The organism is Ginsengibacter hankyongi (assembly GCF_008710285.1).
In the GTDB taxonomy this organism is placed as follows: domain Bacteria; phylum Bacteroidota; class Bacteroidia; order Chitinophagales; family Chitinophagaceae; genus Ginsengibacter; species Ginsengibacter hankyongi.
Genome location: NZ_VYQF01000008.1, coordinates 69,306 through 89,214 on the forward strand (window position 1 = coordinate 69,306; position 19,909 = coordinate 89,214).

At 38.3% G+C, this 19,909-nt stretch carries 16 protein-coding genes; 11 read left to right on the plus strand and 5 right to left on the minus strand.

Annotated features, from left to right (window positions below; translation table 11 throughout):
• Positions 1-14: 14 nt before the first annotated feature.
• From FW778_RS19025 to FW778_RS19035, 3 genes are read left to right on the plus strand one after another with little or no spacing between them, the layout of a single operon-like run.
• Positions 15-1,451, plus strand: coding sequence for an NADP-dependent isocitrate dehydrogenase (locus tag FW778_RS19025; RefSeq protein WP_150416448.1), 1,437 nt, complete (start codon positions 15-17; stop codon positions 1,449-1,451).
• Positions 1,452-1,464: 13 nt separating this feature from the next.
• Positions 1,465-1,710 (plus strand): hypothetical protein, encoded by a 246-nt coding sequence (locus FW778_RS19030; RefSeq protein ID WP_150416449.1) that lies wholly within the window; start codon positions 1,465-1,467, stop codon positions 1,708-1,710.
• A 2-nt stretch (positions 1,711-1,712) separates the two neighbouring features.
• The gene (locus tag FW778_RS19035; protein WP_150416450.1) at positions 1,713-1,997 is read left to right on the plus strand and encodes a hypothetical protein; all 285 of its coding nucleotides are present in this window, start codon (positions 1,713-1,715) and stop codon (positions 1,995-1,997) included.
• 372 nt (positions 1,998-2,369) lie between these two features.
• On the opposite strand, the gene FW778_RS23290 is transcribed toward FW778_RS19035, so the two are convergent.
• A complete protein-coding gene (locus FW778_RS23290) occupies positions 2,370-2,549 on the minus strand; it encodes a hypothetical protein (RefSeq protein WP_202552354.1) in 180 nt (59 codons plus the stop codon).
• A 153-nt stretch (positions 2,550-2,702) separates the two neighbouring features.
• Positions 2,703-3,716 (minus strand): LLM class flavin-dependent oxidoreductase, encoded by a 1,014-nt coding sequence (locus FW778_RS19045; RefSeq protein ID WP_150416451.1) that lies wholly within the window; start codon positions 3,714-3,716, stop codon positions 2,703-2,705.
• A gap of 236 nt (positions 3,717-3,952) precedes the next feature.
• Here FW778_RS19045 and FW778_RS19050 point away from each other — a divergent pair, with 236 nt between their 5' ends.
• From FW778_RS19050 to FW778_RS19080, 7 genes are all read left to right on the plus strand, one after another.
• Complete coding sequence (locus tag FW778_RS19050) at positions 3,953-4,510, plus strand: LemA family protein (RefSeq protein ID WP_150416452.1); 558 nt, start codon at positions 3,953-3,955, stop codon at positions 4,508-4,510.
• A gap of 7 nt (positions 4,511-4,517) precedes the next feature.
• Positions 4,518-6,239, plus strand: a complete 1,722-nt coding sequence (locus FW778_RS19055) for a DUF2207 domain-containing protein (RefSeq protein ID WP_150416453.1) — start codon at positions 4,518-4,520, stop codon at positions 6,237-6,239.
• A 76-nt stretch (positions 6,240-6,315) separates the two neighbouring features.
• Positions 6,316-7,092, plus strand: coding sequence for a porin family protein (locus FW778_RS19060; RefSeq protein WP_150416454.1), 777 nt, complete (start codon positions 6,316-6,318; stop codon positions 7,090-7,092).
• Positions 7,093-7,224: 132 nt separating this feature from the next.
• Positions 7,225-9,993: a DUF1553 domain-containing protein gene (locus tag FW778_RS19065; RefSeq protein WP_150416455.1), complete on the plus strand. Its 2,769-nt coding sequence runs from the start codon at positions 7,225-7,227 to the stop codon at positions 9,991-9,993.
• A 154-nt stretch (positions 9,994-10,147) separates the two neighbouring features.
• Positions 10,148-11,659, plus strand: coding sequence for a DUF1501 domain-containing protein (locus FW778_RS19070; RefSeq protein ID WP_150416456.1), 1,512 nt, complete (start codon positions 10,148-10,150; stop codon positions 11,657-11,659).
• A 22-nt stretch (positions 11,660-11,681) separates the two neighbouring features.
• Positions 11,682-12,617 (plus strand): sugar phosphate isomerase/epimerase family protein, encoded by a 936-nt coding sequence (locus tag FW778_RS19075; RefSeq protein ID WP_150416457.1) that lies wholly within the window; start codon positions 11,682-11,684, stop codon positions 12,615-12,617.
• Between the two features lie 67 nt (positions 12,618-12,684).
• Positions 12,685-14,097 (plus strand): c-type cytochrome domain-containing protein, encoded by a 1,413-nt coding sequence (locus FW778_RS19080; protein WP_202552355.1) that lies wholly within the window; start codon positions 12,685-12,687, stop codon positions 14,095-14,097.
• A 49-nt stretch (positions 14,098-14,146) separates the two neighbouring features.
• Here FW778_RS19080 and FW778_RS19085 read toward each other — a convergent pair whose 3' ends face one another.
• Positions 14,147-14,674 carry a GRAM domain-containing protein gene (locus FW778_RS19085; RefSeq protein ID WP_150416458.1) on the minus strand — a complete coding sequence of 176 codons (528 nt, stop codon included), beginning with the start codon at positions 14,672-14,674 and terminating at the stop codon, positions 14,147-14,149.
• Between the two features lie 203 nt (positions 14,675-14,877).
• On the opposite strand from FW778_RS19085, the gene FW778_RS19090 reads away from it, so the two are divergent.
• The gene (locus tag FW778_RS19090; protein ID WP_235906453.1) at positions 14,878-18,369 is read left to right on the plus strand and encodes a hypothetical protein; all 3,492 of its coding nucleotides are present in this window, start codon (positions 14,878-14,880) and stop codon (positions 18,367-18,369) included.
• Positions 18,370-18,386: 17 nt separating this feature from the next.
• Here FW778_RS19090 and FW778_RS19095 read toward each other — a convergent pair whose 3' ends face one another.
• Entirely contained in the window at positions 18,387-19,076 is a 690-nt protein-coding gene (locus tag FW778_RS19095; protein ID WP_150416459.1) for a DUF1345 domain-containing protein, read from the minus strand.
• A 117-nt stretch (positions 19,077-19,193) separates the two neighbouring features.
• Positions 19,194-19,793 (minus strand): porin family protein, encoded by a 600-nt coding sequence (locus FW778_RS19100; protein ID WP_150416460.1) that lies wholly within the window; start codon positions 19,791-19,793, stop codon positions 19,194-19,196.
• Between the last annotated feature and the right edge of the window lie 116 nt (positions 19,794-19,909).

Sequence of the window (19,909 nt, forward strand, 5' to 3'; positions counted from 1 at the left end):
AAAAACAAGAACATATGACAAAAATTACAGTAGCAAAGGGGGATGGAATAGGCCCCGAAATTATGGATGCAACCCTAAAGATTATTTTGGCAGCAGGAGCCCAAATAGAAATTGAAGAAATTGAAGTTGGAGAAAAAGTATACTTAGCTGGCAACACTTCGGGCATTGCCAAAGAATCGTGGGATATCATCCGGAAAAATAAAATATTTCTAAAAGCTCCTATTACAACACCCCAGGGAGGTGGTTACAAGAGTTTAAATGTTACAACCCGCAAATTTCTTGGCTTATATTCCAATGTAAGGCCCTGTAAGAGCCTTCATCCTTTTGTAAAAACCAAGCATCCCGTGATGGATATTGTTATCATACGGGAAAACGAGGAAGATCTTTATGGAGGGATTGAACATCAGCAAACGGACGAAGTGGTTCAGTGTCTTAAATTAATAAGCAGGCCCGGATGCGAAAAAATTGTTCGGTATGCATTTGAATATGCAAAGCAGTACAACAGGAAAAAAGTTACCTGTTTTACAAAAGATAATATTATGAAGCAAACCGACGGATTGTTTCACCAGGTGTTCGATGAGATTGCAAAAGAATATCCACAAATAGAGAACGAACATTGGATCATTGATATTGGTGCGGCGAAAATGGCGGACACACCCGAAGCATTTGATGTGATCGTAATGCCAAATTTATATGGAGATGTTTTATCGGACGTGGCGGCACAAATTACCGGGTCAGTAGGGCTTGCGGGCTCAGCCAATATTGGTGAAGAATGTGCCATGTTCGAAGCGATACATGGTTCAGCACCAAAAAGAGCCGGACAAAATTCGGCAAACCCATCCGGGTTATTGCAGGGAGCAGTAATGATGCTCAGTCATATTGGACAAACAGACGTTGCTGAAAAAGTGCAGAATGCCTGGTTGAAAACGATTGAAGATGGGGTACATACCTACGATATTTTCAAGGAAGGGGTCAGCAAACAAAAAGTTGGAACAATGGAATTTGCACAAGCCGTAATCGACAATTTGGGGAATAGGCCCGAAGTGTTGAAGGCAGTTTCGTATGCAAAAGGTACAGCCTTGAGCCTTCCAAAATATAAACGCAAAGCTGCTGCAAAAAAAGAATTGATGGGTGTCGATGTGTTTGTAGACTGGAGAGGTACAAGTCCGGATGAGTTGGCTTACTTGCTAAAGAAAATGGAACTGGAGGAACTTAAACTTACTATGATCACCAACCGGGGAATTAAAGTGTATCCCGAAGGTTTTCCTGAAACCTTCTGCACCGATCACTGGAGATGCCGCTTTACATCAAACGATGGGAATATTGTTTCTAAAAAGAACATCGTCCAGTTATTATCAAATGCTATAACTGAAAATATTGATGCCATTAAAACTGAAAATCTTTATGCCTTCGATGGGAAACTGGCTTTCTCATTAGGACAAGGACAATAAAAAAAGATAGAAAATGAATATACAACTTATACAAGGAAATTTCAATTCAAAAGACGCATTAGAAATCATTTCACAAATGATGCATGTAAAAATAAAATACCATGAAAGCAAAATCAGTAACAACAGTAATGAAGAGGATATAAAATTTCGGGAAGCGAAAATTAAAAGGTTGCAAAAAGATTTATTTGATATCAGGGATTTTATTCAGAACAGCGGTGAAAAAATTAATATTCAAAGTGAAATACACCTATCAAAATAAATATGGATACCAAGCATAATCTTAAATTAATTGACGGGAAATTCACTCCGTCCGAAGCCCGCAAGGTGATTTTGGATCTCATCGGAACCAAGATAAATTTCCATACCATGGAGGCGTTCAGCATTAAGGAAAGATTTAACGGAGATGTTTCTTACTCTGAACAAAGAATCGCGGAATTGAAAGAAGCGAGAAGGCATTTAGAAGATATCATCAAGAATGCTTCAGAAAAAGGACTGAATTTAAAAGTAGTAAGCTTCATCGGAATAACCTGTATTAAGGAAAATTAAGGTTTGGCGGATAAAGCCTAAAATTCGGGTGGTATGAAATCCGGCGGAAAAAGCATACTTTCTTTCCAACAGAGAACGGGTTCCTGGTATCGTCGAATATCCTTTTACGCTAGGTGCGTTTGTACGGTGCTAATTATTAAAGCAGTGGGTTAGAATCATAAGGAAACGAAACCTGGCAGGTGATTGTGACTGAATCCGTTGAAATGAGATGATTGCGGCAAAGTAAGATATTGACGCAATCATAAAAATAAAACCTGACACTTATTAACGAAAGTAGGATTCCGCGTGCTTGCAACTACAATAATGTTTGGCTGTAGGTGGGCAATGCTCATCAAAGATTTCATTCGTTTAAAACTGGCGGACGAAATAAGGTTATCCGTTTTGCCTGTTATTTTGGGCGAGGGCTGTTCTTTGACCAGGTAGCGATTGAACAAGGCCTGCATCTGAAAGATGTGACAGCTTACAAACGCGGAATGGTGGAACTGTGGTATGAAATAAGAATAGAATAAGCATGATCCACCAGGTCGAAAGAAGAAGTGCTGCGAAAGGCATTAAGAAGGTGTTCTTTAATATTGTCGAATATCCGTTTGCGTTAACTGCGTTTGTATAAGAGTTAATTTTTAAGGCAGGCTTTAAACAATTTTATCCTAATACATCAGCACCAGAAAAAATAAGTTCCTTATAATTCTTATCATCCTCATTGTCTCATAAAGCCCTCTTCTTAAAAAACTCCCCAATCAATTCATAAGAATGAATCTTAGCATTATTATCATATACATAAGATGCTACCATTATTTCATCAACCTGGGTATCCTCTAAAAAAGATTGTAAGCCTTTCTTTACCGTTGCAGCGCTGCCAATAAAAGTATACTTCATCATTTGCAATACAGCGGCCTTTTCATATTCGTCCCATTCATTTAAAAAGTTTTTTACCGGTGGCTGCAAAGGCTTTCTTTTATTGGTTACAATACCCGAAGCCAATTGATAGAAAGAGCTCGCAAGATAATCGGCTTCTTCATCCGTATCCGCGGCAATTACATTTACACATGCCAGTGAGTATGGCTGTTGTAGCTGATCCGATGGCGTAAAACCCTTGAGGTATAATTTCAATGCATCATGCAAATGTGACGGTGCAAAATGGCTGGCAAAAGCGAATGGCAAACCGAGTGCTGCGGCTAACTGTGCACTGTACGTGCTGGAACCTAACAGCCAGATGGGAACCTGTGTTCCTTCGCCTGGTATGGCGCGGACTTTAGCATCGTTAGTATGCGGAGCAAGATAATTTTTTAATTCTATAACATCCCGGGGGAAGTCATCAACCGAACCACTTAAATTTCTGCGTAAGGCATAGGAAGTTATTTGATCGGTGCCGGGTGCTCTTCCTAGTCCCAAATCGATTCTGCCGGGGTATAACGATGCCAATGTGCCGAATTGCTCCGCTATAATTAACGGCGCATGGTTAGGCAGCATTACGCCACCGGAGCCAACTCTTATCTCCGAAGTGTTTCCGGCGATATAACCGATTAAAACTGATGTAGCCGAACTGGCAATGTTGGGCATATTATGATGTTCGGCAAACCAGTAACGGTTGTAACCTAACTGCTCTGCACGCTTTGCCACCTGCAGGCTTTTAATAAAAGAATCTTTTGGAGAATCACCTTCGACTATCGTTGCAAGATCAAGAACACTCACCGGTATTTCGCTTAATTGTTTTTTCATATTTATTTATGCGGTTGTAAGTTTTTAAAACTTTCCAAAAGTTAGTTTTATGAATTTGATGAGAATGCGGATTAACTTTTGGAAAGTTTGACACTACTCTGCAAAAATGCATCCCAAAATATTGGACTGACATGCTTGCAGATTCCGTTGTGATAACTGTAGTAAATTCTTCTTTTTAATGTTATATTGCAATAGCAGATTGCTGCACATCTTTATAACTCTAAAAAATCAATTTTATGGCACTTTGGATAATCCTTGGCGTAATTGTACTGATCGTTTTCTGGATCATTGGTATGTATAACGGGTTAATTAAAGCTAAAATAAAAGTAGATAATAGCTGGAGTGATATAAGGGTCTTCCTTAAAAAAAGATTTGATCTGATACCCAATTTAGTGAATACAGTAAAAGGATATGCTGCTCATGAGAGTTCCACTTTTGAAAAAGTTACCGCAGCCCGCAATGCAGCAGTAGCGGTACCTCCCGGCGATGTGCAGGGAGCGGCACAGGCCAACCAGGTATTGGGCGGTGCATTGAGAGGTTTACTTGCAGTAGCAGAGAATTATCCTGAATTAAAGGCGAATCAAAATTTCCTGGAGCTGCAAACGGCCCTGCAATCTATTGAAGGAGATTTGGGGAATGCACGCCGCTATTACAATGCCACCGTTAGAGATTACAATACTTCAATTCAGCAGTTCCCCGGGGTAATTATTGCAAACATGGCTGGCTTTAAAGCACGTGAGTTTTACGAACTGGAAAGCCAGGAAGAAGCAAAGAATGTTGAAGTAAAGTTTTAATCATTTGATGATGAAAAAACTTTTTGTAATAATCCTGGCATTTGTATGTGTTGGTAAAATTAAGGCGCAGGAGTACTTTACTATTAAACAATACGATGTTCATCTCAAAGTAAATAAAGATGCTTCGCTGGATATTGCAGAAAAAATAAATGTTCATTTCACGGAACCACGTCATGGCATTATCCGTAAAATTCCTTATAAATATGAAGTGCAGCCGTTGCCGGCAAATGCTCAAAAAGCAGACCGGCAGCTGGAATCCGGTGGCTATACTAGAACGTTTATTGAAAATATAAATGTACCGGGGTGGAATTTTGATATAAGTACTGATGGTGATTACAAATCAATAAAAATTGGTTCGGCTGATAAATTTGTGGAAGGCGATCAGCAGTTCATTATTACTTACCGGATATTAAATGCTATTAATTTTTTTAAAGATCATTCAGAATTATATTTTAATGTAATAGGCAATCAATGGGAAACTACTATCTCGTCTGTAAATTTTACCATTGAATTATACCAGCCTGTTCCCGATACTTCGGATTATTTTGTTGCAACGGGTTCTTATGGGTCTAAAGAAAATAAAACTGTAACAAAATGGGAAGGGAATAATATATTTTCAGGACGTACAACCGAACCATTAAACTCTAATGAAGGAGTGACTATTGGCATTGGTTTTCCAAAAGATTTTTTAATAAAACCTGACTATCGCTTTCGTGGTATTTATTGGCTGCTGTTACCTTTCCTTGTTTTTGGAGGAATGTTTTATATATGGAAGAGATGGGGTCAGGATGAGGAAATAACGGTGCAAACAGAATTCTATCCGCCTGAAAATATAAGTCCCAGTGTATCCGGCTACGTTATAGATGAAAAGCTTGATAGAAGAGATCTGACGGCGCTTGTTCCGTATTGGGGAGCGGGAGGCTATTTAAAAATAAATGAATTGGAGGAATCGTCTTTATTCGGTTTATTGAAACACAAAGAATATGAATTTATAAAAGTGAAAGAGCTGCCTGCTAATGTGCTTACGTTTGAGAAAACTTTGTTTGACGGGATATTTGCAAGCGGTGATACAGTAAAGCTCAGCGACCTCAAAGATGTTTTGTATATAACAATGAATAAAGCGAAAAGACAGCTGGAAGATGAAGTTGATAAAGACGATTTTTATGTAAAGTATTCCAGGGGATTGAAAGCTTTCTTTTCTTTGATGGGTATTGTAGTTTTTATTTTTAGCATTATCAAACTTGTTTCCGACTGGCAGGAAAAATTATGGCTGGGTGTTGGTTTAATTGCAAGTGGCATCATCATATTTGTGTTTGGTTTATTTATGTCAAAGAAAACAAAAAAGGGAACAGATCTGTATAAAAAATTATTGGGATTTAGAGAGTTTATAAAATCTGTTGAGAAAGATCGCTTGCAGGAATTTTTAAAACAGGATCCAAATTATTTTGATAAAGTTTTGCCCTATGCAATCGTTTTTGACATGGCAGATAAATGGAAAGATAAACTGGCGGGCTTAGACATACCACCGCCTACATGGTATTCCGGGGCATATGCAGGCCATAATTTTAATATGCTCATGTTTATGAACAGCCTGGACCGCTCCATGAATGCAATGACCAATACTTTTTATAGTGCACCGCGAAGCAGCGGCAGTAGTGGCGGGAGCTTTGGCGGGGGAGGCGGATTCTCAGGCGGTGGCTTTGGTGGTGGTGGTGGCAGCAGCTGGTAGATATTGTTCACGTCATTTTTTAATCATTAAATTATATAAGTTACGCTCTTTTTAAATTTGCATTTTATTTTGTACGATGACCAAAATTCCCATATTCCTCTTTTCCTTATTTCTTTTCAACGTTGCCGCTGCGCAGGATAATTATGAGATACAGGTTTACGGCTCGCCTACGCAAACTAAAGGCAGCACTATGTTTGAGTTGCACAGCAACTACACGTTTGACGGGCAAAAAAATGTGATTGATGGTGTTCGCCCGAGCAACCATGCATTGCATGAAACAGTAGAGATCACACACGGTATAACCGACAACTTTGAAATAGGTTTTTATTTTTTCACCAACTATACAAGTAAGTATGGATACCAATATGTGGGGTCTCATATTCGCCCACGGATAAGCGTACCCGAAAAATGGCATTGGCCTTTTGGCGCAAGCCTGTCTACAGAAATCGGGTTTCAAAGCAGTGAATATTCAGAAGATACGTGGAGTATTGAGGTAAGACCTATCCTGGACAAGCAGTATAATAAGTTCTATATTTCCTTTAACCCCACTTTCGGTATAGGGCTGAGCGGTGGTACCGATCACACGCCTTCTTTTGAGCCTAATTTAAAAACATCTTATACCATTAATAAATTTGCATTAGGCCTTGAATATTATGGTAACATCGGGCAATTGGATTTTATACCACGCGTTAGCCAGGAAAACCATGCCTTGTTTGCGGTAGCGGATCTTGACCTTGATCCAAGATGGGAACTGAATTTCGGTCCCGGCTGGGGATTAACCAAAGCCACCGATGCATTTGTTTTCAAAATTATATTGGGGAGGAGGATAACCTGGAAGAAAGCCAAAAAATAAGGGGAAAAATTCAATCTGAATCAGGAAATGATTGTTGCTTAATTACCTGCTTATTAGTTACAATATTTCCGTAAATTCGGCGTAGCTTTTAAACCACTTTAATAATACCTCTTTTCAATTTAATTTTCCATAATGTTTGAATGGAAACATAAGAAATTGCTGTTGATTGTTTCTCTTGTAATAATAATTGCAGCATCGGCATTTATTATAAGTGCACGTAACACATCCATCGATTTTAGTACGCAGGTAAAACCTATCTTAAACCAGAATTGCATTACCTGCCATGGCGGTGTAAGGCGGCAGGGAAATTTTAGTTTACTCTTTCGCTCCGAAGCTTTAAAAAAAACCAAGTCGGGTAAATATGCAATTGTGCCCGGTCATGCAGACCGCAGTGAGATGATTCGCCGCATTAAATTGACTGATCCTGAAGACCGGATGCCGTATAAACATAAGCCATTAAGCAAAGATGACATTGACATATTAACTAAATGGATCAACCAGGGAGCAAAGTGGGGAGATCATTGGGCTTATGTGCCCGTAAAAAATGAAGAAGTTCCGGTGCCAAAATCATCTTTCTTTGGTTTAATTCCGGGAAAAAAAATTGACTGGGTAAAAAATGATATCGATTATTTTATCTACGATAAATTAAAAAAAGAAAATCTGCAGCCCTCGCCTGAAGCGGATAAAGCCACATTATTGCGAAGAGTTAGTTTGGATATAACGGGATTACCTCCAACAGAAAGCTTAGCGAATCAATTTTTAATTGATAACAGCAACGATGCTTATGAAAAATTAGTTGACTCATTGCTCGCCTCACAACACTACGGTGAACGATTTACGTCTATGTGGCTCGACCTTGCCCGTTATGCGGATACAAAAGGTTATGAACGTGACGACAGCCGGTCCATCTGGCGATACCGCGATTATCTCATTAATGCATTTAATGAAGACAAACCCTATGATCAGTTTTTAATTGAACAATTAGCAGGTGATCTCTTACCCGGTGCAACTGATGAGCAGTTGATAGCAACTGCCTTCAACCGCAATACAATGACGAATGATGAAGGCGGAACCGACAATGAAGAATTTAGGACTGCGGCAGTTATCGACAGGGTGAATACAACCTGGCAGGCATTAATGGGTACTACGTTTGCCTGTGTGCAATGTCACAGCCATCCCTATGATCCATTTAAACATGAAGAGTATTATAAGTTTCTTGCTTTTTATAATGACACAAGGGATGAAGACACGCAGGCAGATTATCCCTTGCTGCGCACCTACAAAAAAGAAGACAGTGCCAAACTGATCCATCTTGTAGATTGGTTTAATAAGAATGGTTATAAACAAAGAGCTGAAGAAATCTATACATTTTTAAAAACCTGGCAGCCGGCAATAAATTCACTTACGGCAGATTCATTTGTAAACAGTGAATTGAGTGATACCAAATGGCTCATCTTTCGTAACCACGCCATAGCCCGTTTAAAGAAAGTTGACCTGGAACAAAAGAGTGAATTAATATACCGGTTCAATGCCTTTACTAGCGATGGAGTGTACACGATTCATTTAGACCGGCCCGATGGCCCCGTTTTAAAGACTATTGCAGTTCAAAAAACAAAAGCCTGGACAATTACCAGTGTGAATTTTCCTGTGGCTTCAGGTGTGCATGATCTATATCTCACTTACATTAATCCTGGTTTAAAAAAACCAGATGCCAGCGGAATGATATTCGATTGGTTTTATTTTACACAACCGTTGCCGGGAAATGATAAAGAAGGATATGTCGAAGTAAAAAAAACATTTTGGGAATTATTAAATGCTAGTGTTGAAACAACACCTGTGATGATGGACAACCCAATGGATATGCACCGCACCACCCATGTTTTTGTAAAAGGAAACTGGTTGGTAAAAGGAGATGTAGTGGAACCCGGTGTACCGGAGTCGCTGAATCCGTTTCCCAACAAGGCTCCACGAAACCGATTGGGCATGGCATTGTGGTTAACCAGTAAACAAAACCCGTTAACTGCAAGAACAATGGTGAACAGAATATGGGAACAACTCTTTGGAAAAGGACTGGTAGAAACTTTGGAAGATATGGGAACACAGGGAGCTGTCCCTACACACAGGGAGCTGCTTGATTATCTTTCGTGGCATTTTATGAATGACTATAAGTGGAGTGTAAAAAAATTAATAAAAGAAATAGTATTGTCTGCCACATATCGCCAGGATGCAAGAGTGACAAAAGAATTGGCGGAAAAGGATCCTTTCAATAATTATTATGCCAGAGGCTCACGGGTAAGGCTATCCGCAGAAGAGATCCATGACCAGGCGCTTGCTGTAAGCGGATTATTAAGTGAAAAAATGTTTGGCCCAAGTGTAATGCCATGGCAGCCAGCCGGCATCTGGCTTTCACCCTGGAGCGGGCAATACTGGGTAAACAGCAAAGACGGAGATCAATACAGGCGGGCCGTTTATACTTATTGGAAACGCACAGCGCCATATCCGGCTATGATAAGTTTTGACGGCGCCTCCCGTGAAGCGTGTATGGCCAGGCGTATTGTTACCAATACCCCTTTACAGGCACTCGTTACCTTAAATGATTCATTTTATTTGGATGCATCAAGACATTTTGCCTATCGCATGATTGAAAAGGCGGGAATAAAAGATGTTGCAAAAACGATCCAGTGCGGTTATCAAATGGCATTGGAAAAACCCATTACACCACCTAAACTGGCAGCACTTGAAAAACTATACAAGAAAGCTTATAATGAGTTTGCAAAAAATGAAGAAAAAACCTGTGAACTTATCGGTGAAAAGAATGAACATGATAATCCTGAAACGGCGTCTTTGGTAATTGTTGCAAATGCAATCTTAAATTTGGATGAGCTGATAACAAAGAATTAAATTGATTGATAAAAATGAATAACACGAATTTGATGCACGAATTACACGAATTAAAAAAAATAACTACAACGTGATCGCTTACACGCTTTTAAAAGTTTTTGCATTAATTCGTGTAATTCGTATTCTTTAAAATTCGTGCAATAGATAAAAAATTATGACACAAAAAGAATTACATCTTCAGCGGTTAGTGAATGAGGCAAATAAAAAAGCCTTACAGTTTTACAGCCGGCGTCATTTTATAAAAGAAAGTGCCATGGGTTTTGGTGCACTGGCATTAGCGTCTATGCTGCACAGTTGTGGCCTTGGTTCATCTTCAACCAGCAACAATATTGTTTTTGATCCTGCACATCCCTTAGAGCCGAAATTGCCGATGTTTCCGGGCAAGGCAAAAAGTGTAATTTATTTACACATGGCGGGCGCTCCGTCTCAACTGGAATTATTTGATTACAAACCAGACCTTATGAAGCTGGATGGACAGGATTGTCCTAAGTCCCTATTGGAAGGAAAGAGATTTGCTTTCATCCGCGGCGTTCCGAAGATGTTGGGTCCACAAGCTGCGTTTGCGCAACATGGTGAGAGCCGTGCATGGGTAAGCGAAAACATGCCGCACTTAGCAACCATTGTAGATGAAATTACTTTTTTAAAAGCATGTACTACCGATCAGTTTAATCATGCACCGGCACAATTATTAGTGCATACAGGCGGACCGCGTTTAGGGCGGCCAAGTCTTGGTTCCTGGGCTACCTATGGATTGGGAACTGAAAATCAGAACCTGCCGGGCTTCGTTGTTTTAACTTCCGGCGGTAAATTTCCGGATGCAGGAAAAAGCGTGTGGGGCAGCGGCTTTCTGCCTTCTGTTTACCAGGGCGTGCAATGCAGAAGCGAAGGAGATCCGGTATTGTTTATTAAAGATCCTAACGGAATGGATAGAGATTTACGCAAAGCTTCTATTGATGCAATTAATGACGTGAATCAACAGGAATACAAAGAATTTAAAGACCAGGAAATCTTATCAAGAATTGCGCAATACGAGATGGCTTATAAAATGCAGATCTCCGTTCCTGACGTAATGAACATAAATGATGAACCTGATTATATTCATGAAATGTATGGTACCAAACCTAATGTTGCGTCATTTGCTAATAATGTTTTGTTAGCAAGAAAATTGGTGGAGAAAGGAGTCAGGTTTGTCCAGTTATTCGATTGGGGTTGGGATAGTCATGGTACAGATGCAAGTTTAGCCATAGACGTTGGCTTTATTAATAAATGCCGTCAGGTAGATAAATCCATTACTGCCCTTATATTAGATTTAAAACAAAGAGGTCTGCTTGATGAAACGTTAGTGGTTTGGGGCGGGGAATTTGGAAGAACCCCCATGATGGAAAACAGGGAAGGAAAACCTAATCCTTTTAAAGGAAGAGATCATCATGTAAGTGCATTTACCATTTGGATGGCAGGCGGTGGAATAAAAAAAGGATACACGTATGGTGAAACCGATGAAATTGGTTACTATCCTGTAAGTGGCGCCGTTACACCGTTTGACGTACAGGCTACCATATTGAACCAGCTTGGATTTGACCATGAAAAATTTACCTATAATTTCCAGGGAAGGCCTTATAGATTAACGGATGTATCAGGCAAAGTGATTGATGAAATTATAGCATAATATTTTTAACCTCAATTTATACATGAAACAAAACAGGAGAAAATTTATCGAAACAACTGCATCAGCAACTGCCGCAATAATGTTTGCGTCTATGGCAACATTTGCAGATTCAAAAACGTCAAAAGAAAATATGAATAAAAATTTTGAGTTAAAACTTTTAGCCACTAACTGGGGCTTTGAAGGTAGCCTGGATAGCTATTGTGATAAAGTGAAAAAAGCAGGATATGATGGGATAGAAATCTGGTGGCCCATGGAGAAAAAAGGCCAGGATGAATTATTTACTGCATTAAAAAAATATAGTCTTGAAGTTGGATTTCTTTGTGGTGCACAACAAAGTAATTATAATGAGCATCTTCAATTCTTCAAACAGATGACAGATGCGGCTGCAACAAATAATATTCAAAAGCCATTATACATCAACTGTCACTCCGGTAGAGATTATTTTAGTTATGAAGAGAACATCGTTTTTATTGATCATACGATGCAACTTTCAAAAAAAACAGGTATTCCCATTTATCATGAAACGCATCGTTCCCGTATGTTATTTGCAGCGCCGGTAGCAAAGCAATACATGCAAAAAATTCCTGAGTTAAGGATCACATTTGATGTATCGCATTGGTGCAATGTAAGTGAAACTTTGTTGCAGGATCAGCCCGAGACTTTAGCGCTTGCGACTGAAAGAGCAGATCATATTCACGCGAGGATTGGACACCCTGAAGGGCCACAGGTAAATGATCCACGGGCTCCTGAATGGGAAACAGCACTAAATGCCCATCTTGCATGGTGGGATGAAATAGTAAGCCGCAAAAAGAAAGCAGGAGAGCGTTTAACCATTCTTACAGAATTTGGCCCTGCAGATTATATGCCTACTATGCCGTATACGCGGCAACCGTTAGCCGATCAATGGGGGATAAATGTTTATATGATGAATTTACTTCGTAAAAGATATGCATCGTAAGGTACGAGGTAACAATTGTGTGATGTACTCACTACTCACTACTCATAACTGACAACTCACCACTGATATGTTCTTAACCATAACCGAGTTTATTGGCCGTTTTCATGTACTGCTGGTACATCTGCCCATTGGATTTTTATTGATCGGTTTATTATTGCAATGGATTTCATCTACAGAAAAATATAATGTTTCCAAAGAAGTAATTACCGTGATAATATTCTGTGGAATGATTGCTGCTATTTTTTCGTGTATTACCGGTTACCTGTTATCATTAAGCGGGGATTATGATGAAGGGCTTGTAGGCTGGCACATGTGGATGGGCATTAGTGTTGCGTCCATTTCATTCCTGTTGTATGTAAGAATAAAATTCGGGCAAATTGATATTTGGTATAAAGTTTTATCTGTTGCTTTACTGGTAGCAATTACTATTACCGGCCATCTCGGAGGTTCATTAACTCATGGTTCAGATTATCTTACTGCTCCGCTGTCTGATTCAACGGATTCTGTTGTTATTCCAAGAAAAATAATACCCAACATCGAAGAAGCAAATGTTTATGGAGATGTGATTCAACCGATGTTGCAGACAAGATGCTACAGTTGTCACGGAGCAAAAAAACAAAAGAATAATTTACGTCTCGATGATCCTCAATGGATATTAAAAGGAGGAAAACATGGGGCCATCCTCAATTCCAATCCTGAAGAAAGTAAATTGCTGAAACGGATATTGCTGCCTCGTGAGGATGATGACCACATGCCACCAAAACAAAAACCTCAACTGAATGAAAAAGAAATTGCGTTAATACATTGGTGGATTGATGAAGGAGCAGATTTCAATAAAAAAGTCAAAGATTTAAAACAACTTGAATTGATAAAACCTTATTTGCTCGAATTGCAAAGCGATCATGCTGAAGAAAAAAAAGCCATCCCTATCATTCCAACCGAACCGGTTGAAAAGGCTGATGAGAAAAATTTGCAGCCTTTAATAGATAAAGGAGCAATCATAATTCCTGTCTCGAAAAACTCTAATTACCTTATGGCCAACTTTGTTTCTGCAATAAATATCACAGACGAAGACATAAAGTTATTGCGGTCTATAAGAAAACAATTGGCGTGGTTAAAGTTAAATGACACCGGAATCAGCGACAGCGCCTTATCAGTCATTGGTCAATGCACCAATCTTACGTTGCTGCAATTGAATAATACAAAGATTACTGATAAAGGTTTGGGGCTGATTAAAAGTTTAAATAAACTGCAATCGCTCAGCCTTGTGGGAACAAAAGTAACAGCAAAAGGAGTTATTCAATTACAATCAATAAAAGGGTTACAATCAATTTATTTGTATCAAACAGGAGTAAATAAAAATGACTGGCCGGCACTAAAGAAAGCTTTTCCTAAAACGGAGATAGATAGTGGAGGATATGTAGTTCCATTGTTGGCTACTGATACAACAATTGTGAAGGCGCCAAAAGCAGCTAAATAACACTTAAGGTTAAACGTACCTTTATATTGTACAGGTTTTCAATAATTTTTTATGCAACCATTGTTTCAGGTAAGCTTCGAAGGTGAACATACCATTCATCTGCTTTTTCAACAAATCTTTCCGTAGTATTTTCAACAGTTTGAACTTTGAGGCCGTTACTAATTTTGCTCAAGACTTTATATCGTTCAATTTTGGCTATTTTATTAAGTGGGATGGATAGCTCGTGATTTTGAATATTAAGCTTATGAGATTTAAAAATTAAACACCTATTAGTTAAATATAGTTTTCCGCCAACTCCTTCAGCCCCTTTGAAATGATTTGCCGGTGTTTGAAAGATTATTTGCTCATCTTCATCAAGATCAATTTTTGTTGAATTATTTCCAAACGCGGATGACTTGAACTTTTCCATTAAGAAGACGAACACAAGTCCTCCAATTGTTCCTGAAAGAATTCCTACTACAATAATTCCCATAATTTCAGTAGTTGTGTGAATGTTAGTAGACACAAGATGTTCTGAAATCAATACAATAGCCGTAAATATTCCAAAAAAAAGTCCTGATTTAATTTTACTACTCATGATAAATATTGATAAGGATCCAAAAAAATAATGATCAAATTTATATAACCTGATCCGGATTACGGATACGAAGTTGCTACCATTAACGTTTTAGTTATATAGTAATTCCCAAATTCAAAAAATAATACAAAAGTGCATTTGCCTGTCCTTATTCAACTTCCATTCATAAATACTAATTTTAGTGATTCTAAAATCCGAACTGATTGAATTCCCAAAGAATATACCTCCTTATTATTTTACTGTTGCTTCTTGAGGATGGCTTTTCTCAAATTACCTCGGAACATTTTTCTAATCTCAGGAGAAAATATATTGCTGTTAAAATAAATCCCGTTCACTTCGACAGCAGCAGCATCATTCCCAACACCGTTTCTGTTGCAGGTATTTCCAACGATTCTTTTCATATTGATTATGTAAATGCGCTTATAACATTTACTACTGTTCATGTACCCGACAGCGTTTATATTACTTACCGGGTTTTCCCTTTCAGGTTAAATAATGTTGTCCGCCATTTTAATTATGATAGTATCAGGTTCAATTTTGAAAAAGAAAAGCCTTTCGTTTTTAAAAATAACCAGGCTCAAACGAATAAGGTTATAGATTTTGGAAACATAAACTATAATGGGAGTATTGGCCGCGGAATTTCATTTGGTAACAGCCAGGATGCCGTGGTAAATTCTACTTTAAATCTCCAGTTGAATGGATATATTGGAGACAGCCTTGAACTAACGGCTGCCATAAGCGATAATAATATCCCTATTCAGCCGGAGGGAAATACACAGAATCTTCACGATTTTGACAGGATATTTATGCAAATAAAAAAGCATGGATGGCAGGCTAACTTTGGGGACATTGATATCAGGCAAAGCCAGAATTACTTTCTGAAGTTTTATACACGATTGCAGGGCGCATCATTTATAACAGATAATAAAATAGGTAAAAATTCAACCAACTCGTTATTAGTAAGCGGCGCTATTGCTAAAGGAAAATTTAACCGTAATGTAATTACGCCACTTGAAGGGAACCAGGGGCCCTACCGTCTTTCGGGAGCTAACGGCGAATTATTTTTTACAGTGCTTGCAGGAACTGAGCGGGTTTTTATAGACGGGCAATTACTTACAAGAGGAGAGGACCAGGACTACATTATTGATTATAATACTGCCGAGATAACGTTTACGGCTAAACGGTTAATTACAAAAGACAGCAGGATACAGGTAGAGTTTGAATATTCTGACAGGAATTACCTTAATTCCCTTTTGTATGCAAATGATGAAATGAGTTTAGGGAAAAAGTTAAAACTGACTGTTGGTGCTTATTCCAACACAGATGCAAAAAATTCTTCGATCAATCAATCGCTCGATGCTAATCAGAAACAATTTCTTTCGCAAATAGGAAACAACACGGACAGCGCTTTGTATCCTGATGCGGTTCGGGATACTTTTTCCGTTGATAAAATATTATATAAAAAAATTGATACGGTATATAACGGAATTCATGATTCTATTTATGTTTATTCGGTGAGTAAAACTGATACATTATACAATCTTTCTTTTACGAGTGTAGGTTTTGGAAAAGGGAATTATGTACAGGCAACCGGTAATGCAAATGGCCAGGTGTTTGTGTGGGTGCAGCCGGTAAATGGTGTTCCACAGGGTACGTGGGAGCCGGTAGTTTTACTGGTTACCCCGAAGAAACAGCAATTGATAACAGTGGGCGCACAATATTTTATTAATGATAAATCCTATATAAAAACCGAAGTGGCATTGAGCCATTACGATCCAAATACTTTTTCATTATTAGATAAAAATCAGGAAAATGGCGTTGCCGGTAAGTTTGAATATACAACGCAGCAAAACGTTTTGCGTAATCTTCAGAAAGATCTCACTTTGCAAAGCAGTGTTATTTACGAATACGTGCAGGACAGGTTTAAGCCAATTGAGAGACTGCGAAGTGTAGAGTTTAACCGTGACTGGAGTCTGCCTTTTAATGCGCCTGCTGCAACAGAAAATTTAATAACGGGTTCTTTTCAGTTACATGACGGTAAAAATAATTACGTGCATTATGAATTAACAAATTATAACCGGAGCGATAATTATAATGGTATCCGTAATTCAATTGATCATGTTATGCTGCTGAAAGGATGGAAAGTAGCCGATAAATTTTATATAACCTATATCAATAGCAGCACCCGAAAAGGGTCTTACTTACGGCCATCTATAGACGTTTCCAGGAAATTTGCTGCATTAAAAGATATAACCGTTGGCGGAAGTTTTTCTGCGGAGAATGATCAGCAACGCAATAAGCAATCTGATACACTAATGGCGGAAAGCTTTGCATTTAACCTGTGGCAGGCGTATTTGAAATCATCAGAAAAAAAACCAAACCGGTGGGGTATAACTTATTTTACAAGAATCAATAAAATTCCTTTACAAAAAGATTTAATTACAGGTGATAAGAGCCAGAACGTTAGTCTGATTACTGAATTTTTAAAAAATGAAAATCACCAGTTTAAATTAAATGTAAGCTATAGAAAATTAAATGTATTTAACCAGGGGGCCATCAATGAAAAAAGTGATCAAAGCCTTTTAGGCAGGGCAGAATATGCCGTGCATGAATGGAATGGGTTGCTTACGGGAAATGTGTTATATGAAGTGGGATCAGGCCAGGAGCAAAAGACAGAATACACTTATATAAAGGTTCCTGCGCCGCAGGGATATTATACCTGGAACGATTATAACGGTGACGGTATCCCGCAGTTAAATGAATTTGAGATTGCCATTTACCCGGATCAAAAAACATGGATAAGAATTTTAACTCCCACGAACCAATATGTAAAAGCAAATTACCTGCAGTTTAATTATAACGTCGGCATTAATCCATCAGCACTTGCCAAAAATATTGTAACTAATAAGCTGGTAAAATTTATTAACAGGTTCAGTACTAATTCTTCTTTACAGGTAAATAAGAAAGAACTTGCGGGCAATAAATCAGTTGAGTTTAACCCGTTTGGTAAGAACCTGGTTGATACCACGTTAATATCGCTAACTTCTTTTTTATCCAACACATTATATTTTAACCGTAAAAGCATTAAGTGGGGAATTGATATTACGCACCGCCTCAACACGAGTAAGGCGTTATTAAATTATGGATTTGAAAGTAATAAATTAAGAGACCTTACTTTGAAAGGCAGGTGGAATCTCAATCGTTCTATTGCTACTTCTTTTACCAATAAGTACGGATTAAATCAATTAAATAATTCTTCATTTGCCAACAGGAATTATCGCATAGACGAAGTTTCTGCAGAGCCGTCGGTAAGTTATATTTACAAAAGCAATTTGCGTGTAAGCCTTATTTATACTTATGATTCAAAGCAGAATAAAATTGCTTTTATGGAGACCGCAATCAATAATTCAATAGCGGCTGAAATAAGATATAATGTACTTTCCAATGGAACTTTAAACGGACGTTTTTCCTATAACAATATAAATTTTAATGGTGGTAACGGGGGAAGTGCTAATAGTACAGCAGGTTATATATTATTAGATGGATTGTTGCCGGGCAAAAATTATTTATGGAATCTTGAGCTTACAAAAAGGCTGGCAGGCAACATAGAAGTTAACTTACAATATGAAGGAAGAAAACCTGGAAGCAGCCGTACGATTCACACAGGAACTGCATCGGTAAGGGCTATATTTTAATCCCATAGACACGAAAGCTAATTTCCAAAACCGGCAATAACATTTATGGTAAGGGCGATCATTACTGTATTATATCCAAAAGACAGAAGACCGTGCCACATGGCCAACCTTCTCAAAGCCTTTGAAGTGATTTGCACATCGGAAACCTGGAAGGTCATTCCCAGTACAAAAGAGAAGTAGGCAAAATCCCGGTAGTCCGGCTTTTCATCTTCAGGAAATTCCAGGCCGCCGGCATGCGTTGTAGGATTTTTTTCGTCATCACCATAAAATATATGTGCATACCTCAGCGTAAAAATGGTGTGAATTAAAAACCAGGAAAGTATCATTCCGGCAACCGCTATAATAAGATGAAAACTTTCTTCACTCTTAAACTTTTGTTTTGTAACTAATAATAATAACACAGCAAGGAAACTGGCAAGAGTTGCAATTAAAATAGTAATGAAAATCACTGAACGGCTGGAATCCTGCACCCTGGCTTGTTGCCTTATTTCCTGCGGTTTCGTAATCATAAAAGTAATCCACGTCATTGCAATGAGGCATACACTAAAAGTATCCCAGCCAATCATGAGGTGAGATAGAATGTCAACATGTTCAATTTGTATTATAAAATAAACAATGGTGGCAATAGCAATGCAAATTAAGATTTTGGCAAATGCATGAATTTTTTCAAATGCTTTGCCAAAAGAAGATTGTTTGTTGGAAGCCATACTCGGGGTAATTCCGGTGTAATTTAATGTTAATAAAGAATCAAAGGAAAAGAAAATCCTCCTGAGAAATTAATTCACCCAGAAGGATTTTACGTTTATATGATTAAGTTTGAATACTTATCCGCGTTTATGGAGTTTGGGATCACTGAACTGGTAGAAAATTCCCAATTGGAAAACATTGCTCTGGATAGTTGGACCGTTTTTATTGTCATTAATGTTTGTTAATCCAAAAACATACCTGGCATCCAAACCAAAACCCGACGACGTTAGATAACCAACTCCCAAAGGAATAGAGACAGCTGTTGATTGAAAGCCTTTATTATTTACTGTCACGTCTCCTACTTTTGTTTTTGCACTCAGTAAAAAACCTATCTGCGGACCACCTTCAAGCCTGAAACCGTTGTCAAACATATATTGTAATAAGATGGGCACATTCAGGTAATTTAAGTTAATGTGCGCAGTGCCCTCCTGATCTATTTTCGAGTTGGCTCCCTCAAGTGAATATAGCAACTCCGGCTGTATAGCCCATTTTTTTGAAGAAGTATGAATATGTGCGAGCACACCTAAATTTAATCCCACTTTAGCATCGGTTGTGGTATTATTATTATAGTGAAGATTGGCAATGTTTACACCTCCTTTAATGCCCAGGTGCGCATGTTGTGCATGTACGGTAGTTAATAAGCAGAGGGATAGAACTAAAACTGAAAATTTTTTCATAATTTTTTTTGGTTAAATGTTTTTTAATTGAATGTATGAATACCCCTTACAAAAGTCGTACCTGATTAAAAAAATTGCCAAATGATTAACTTTGTAAAAATTTTATTCGCATCGTG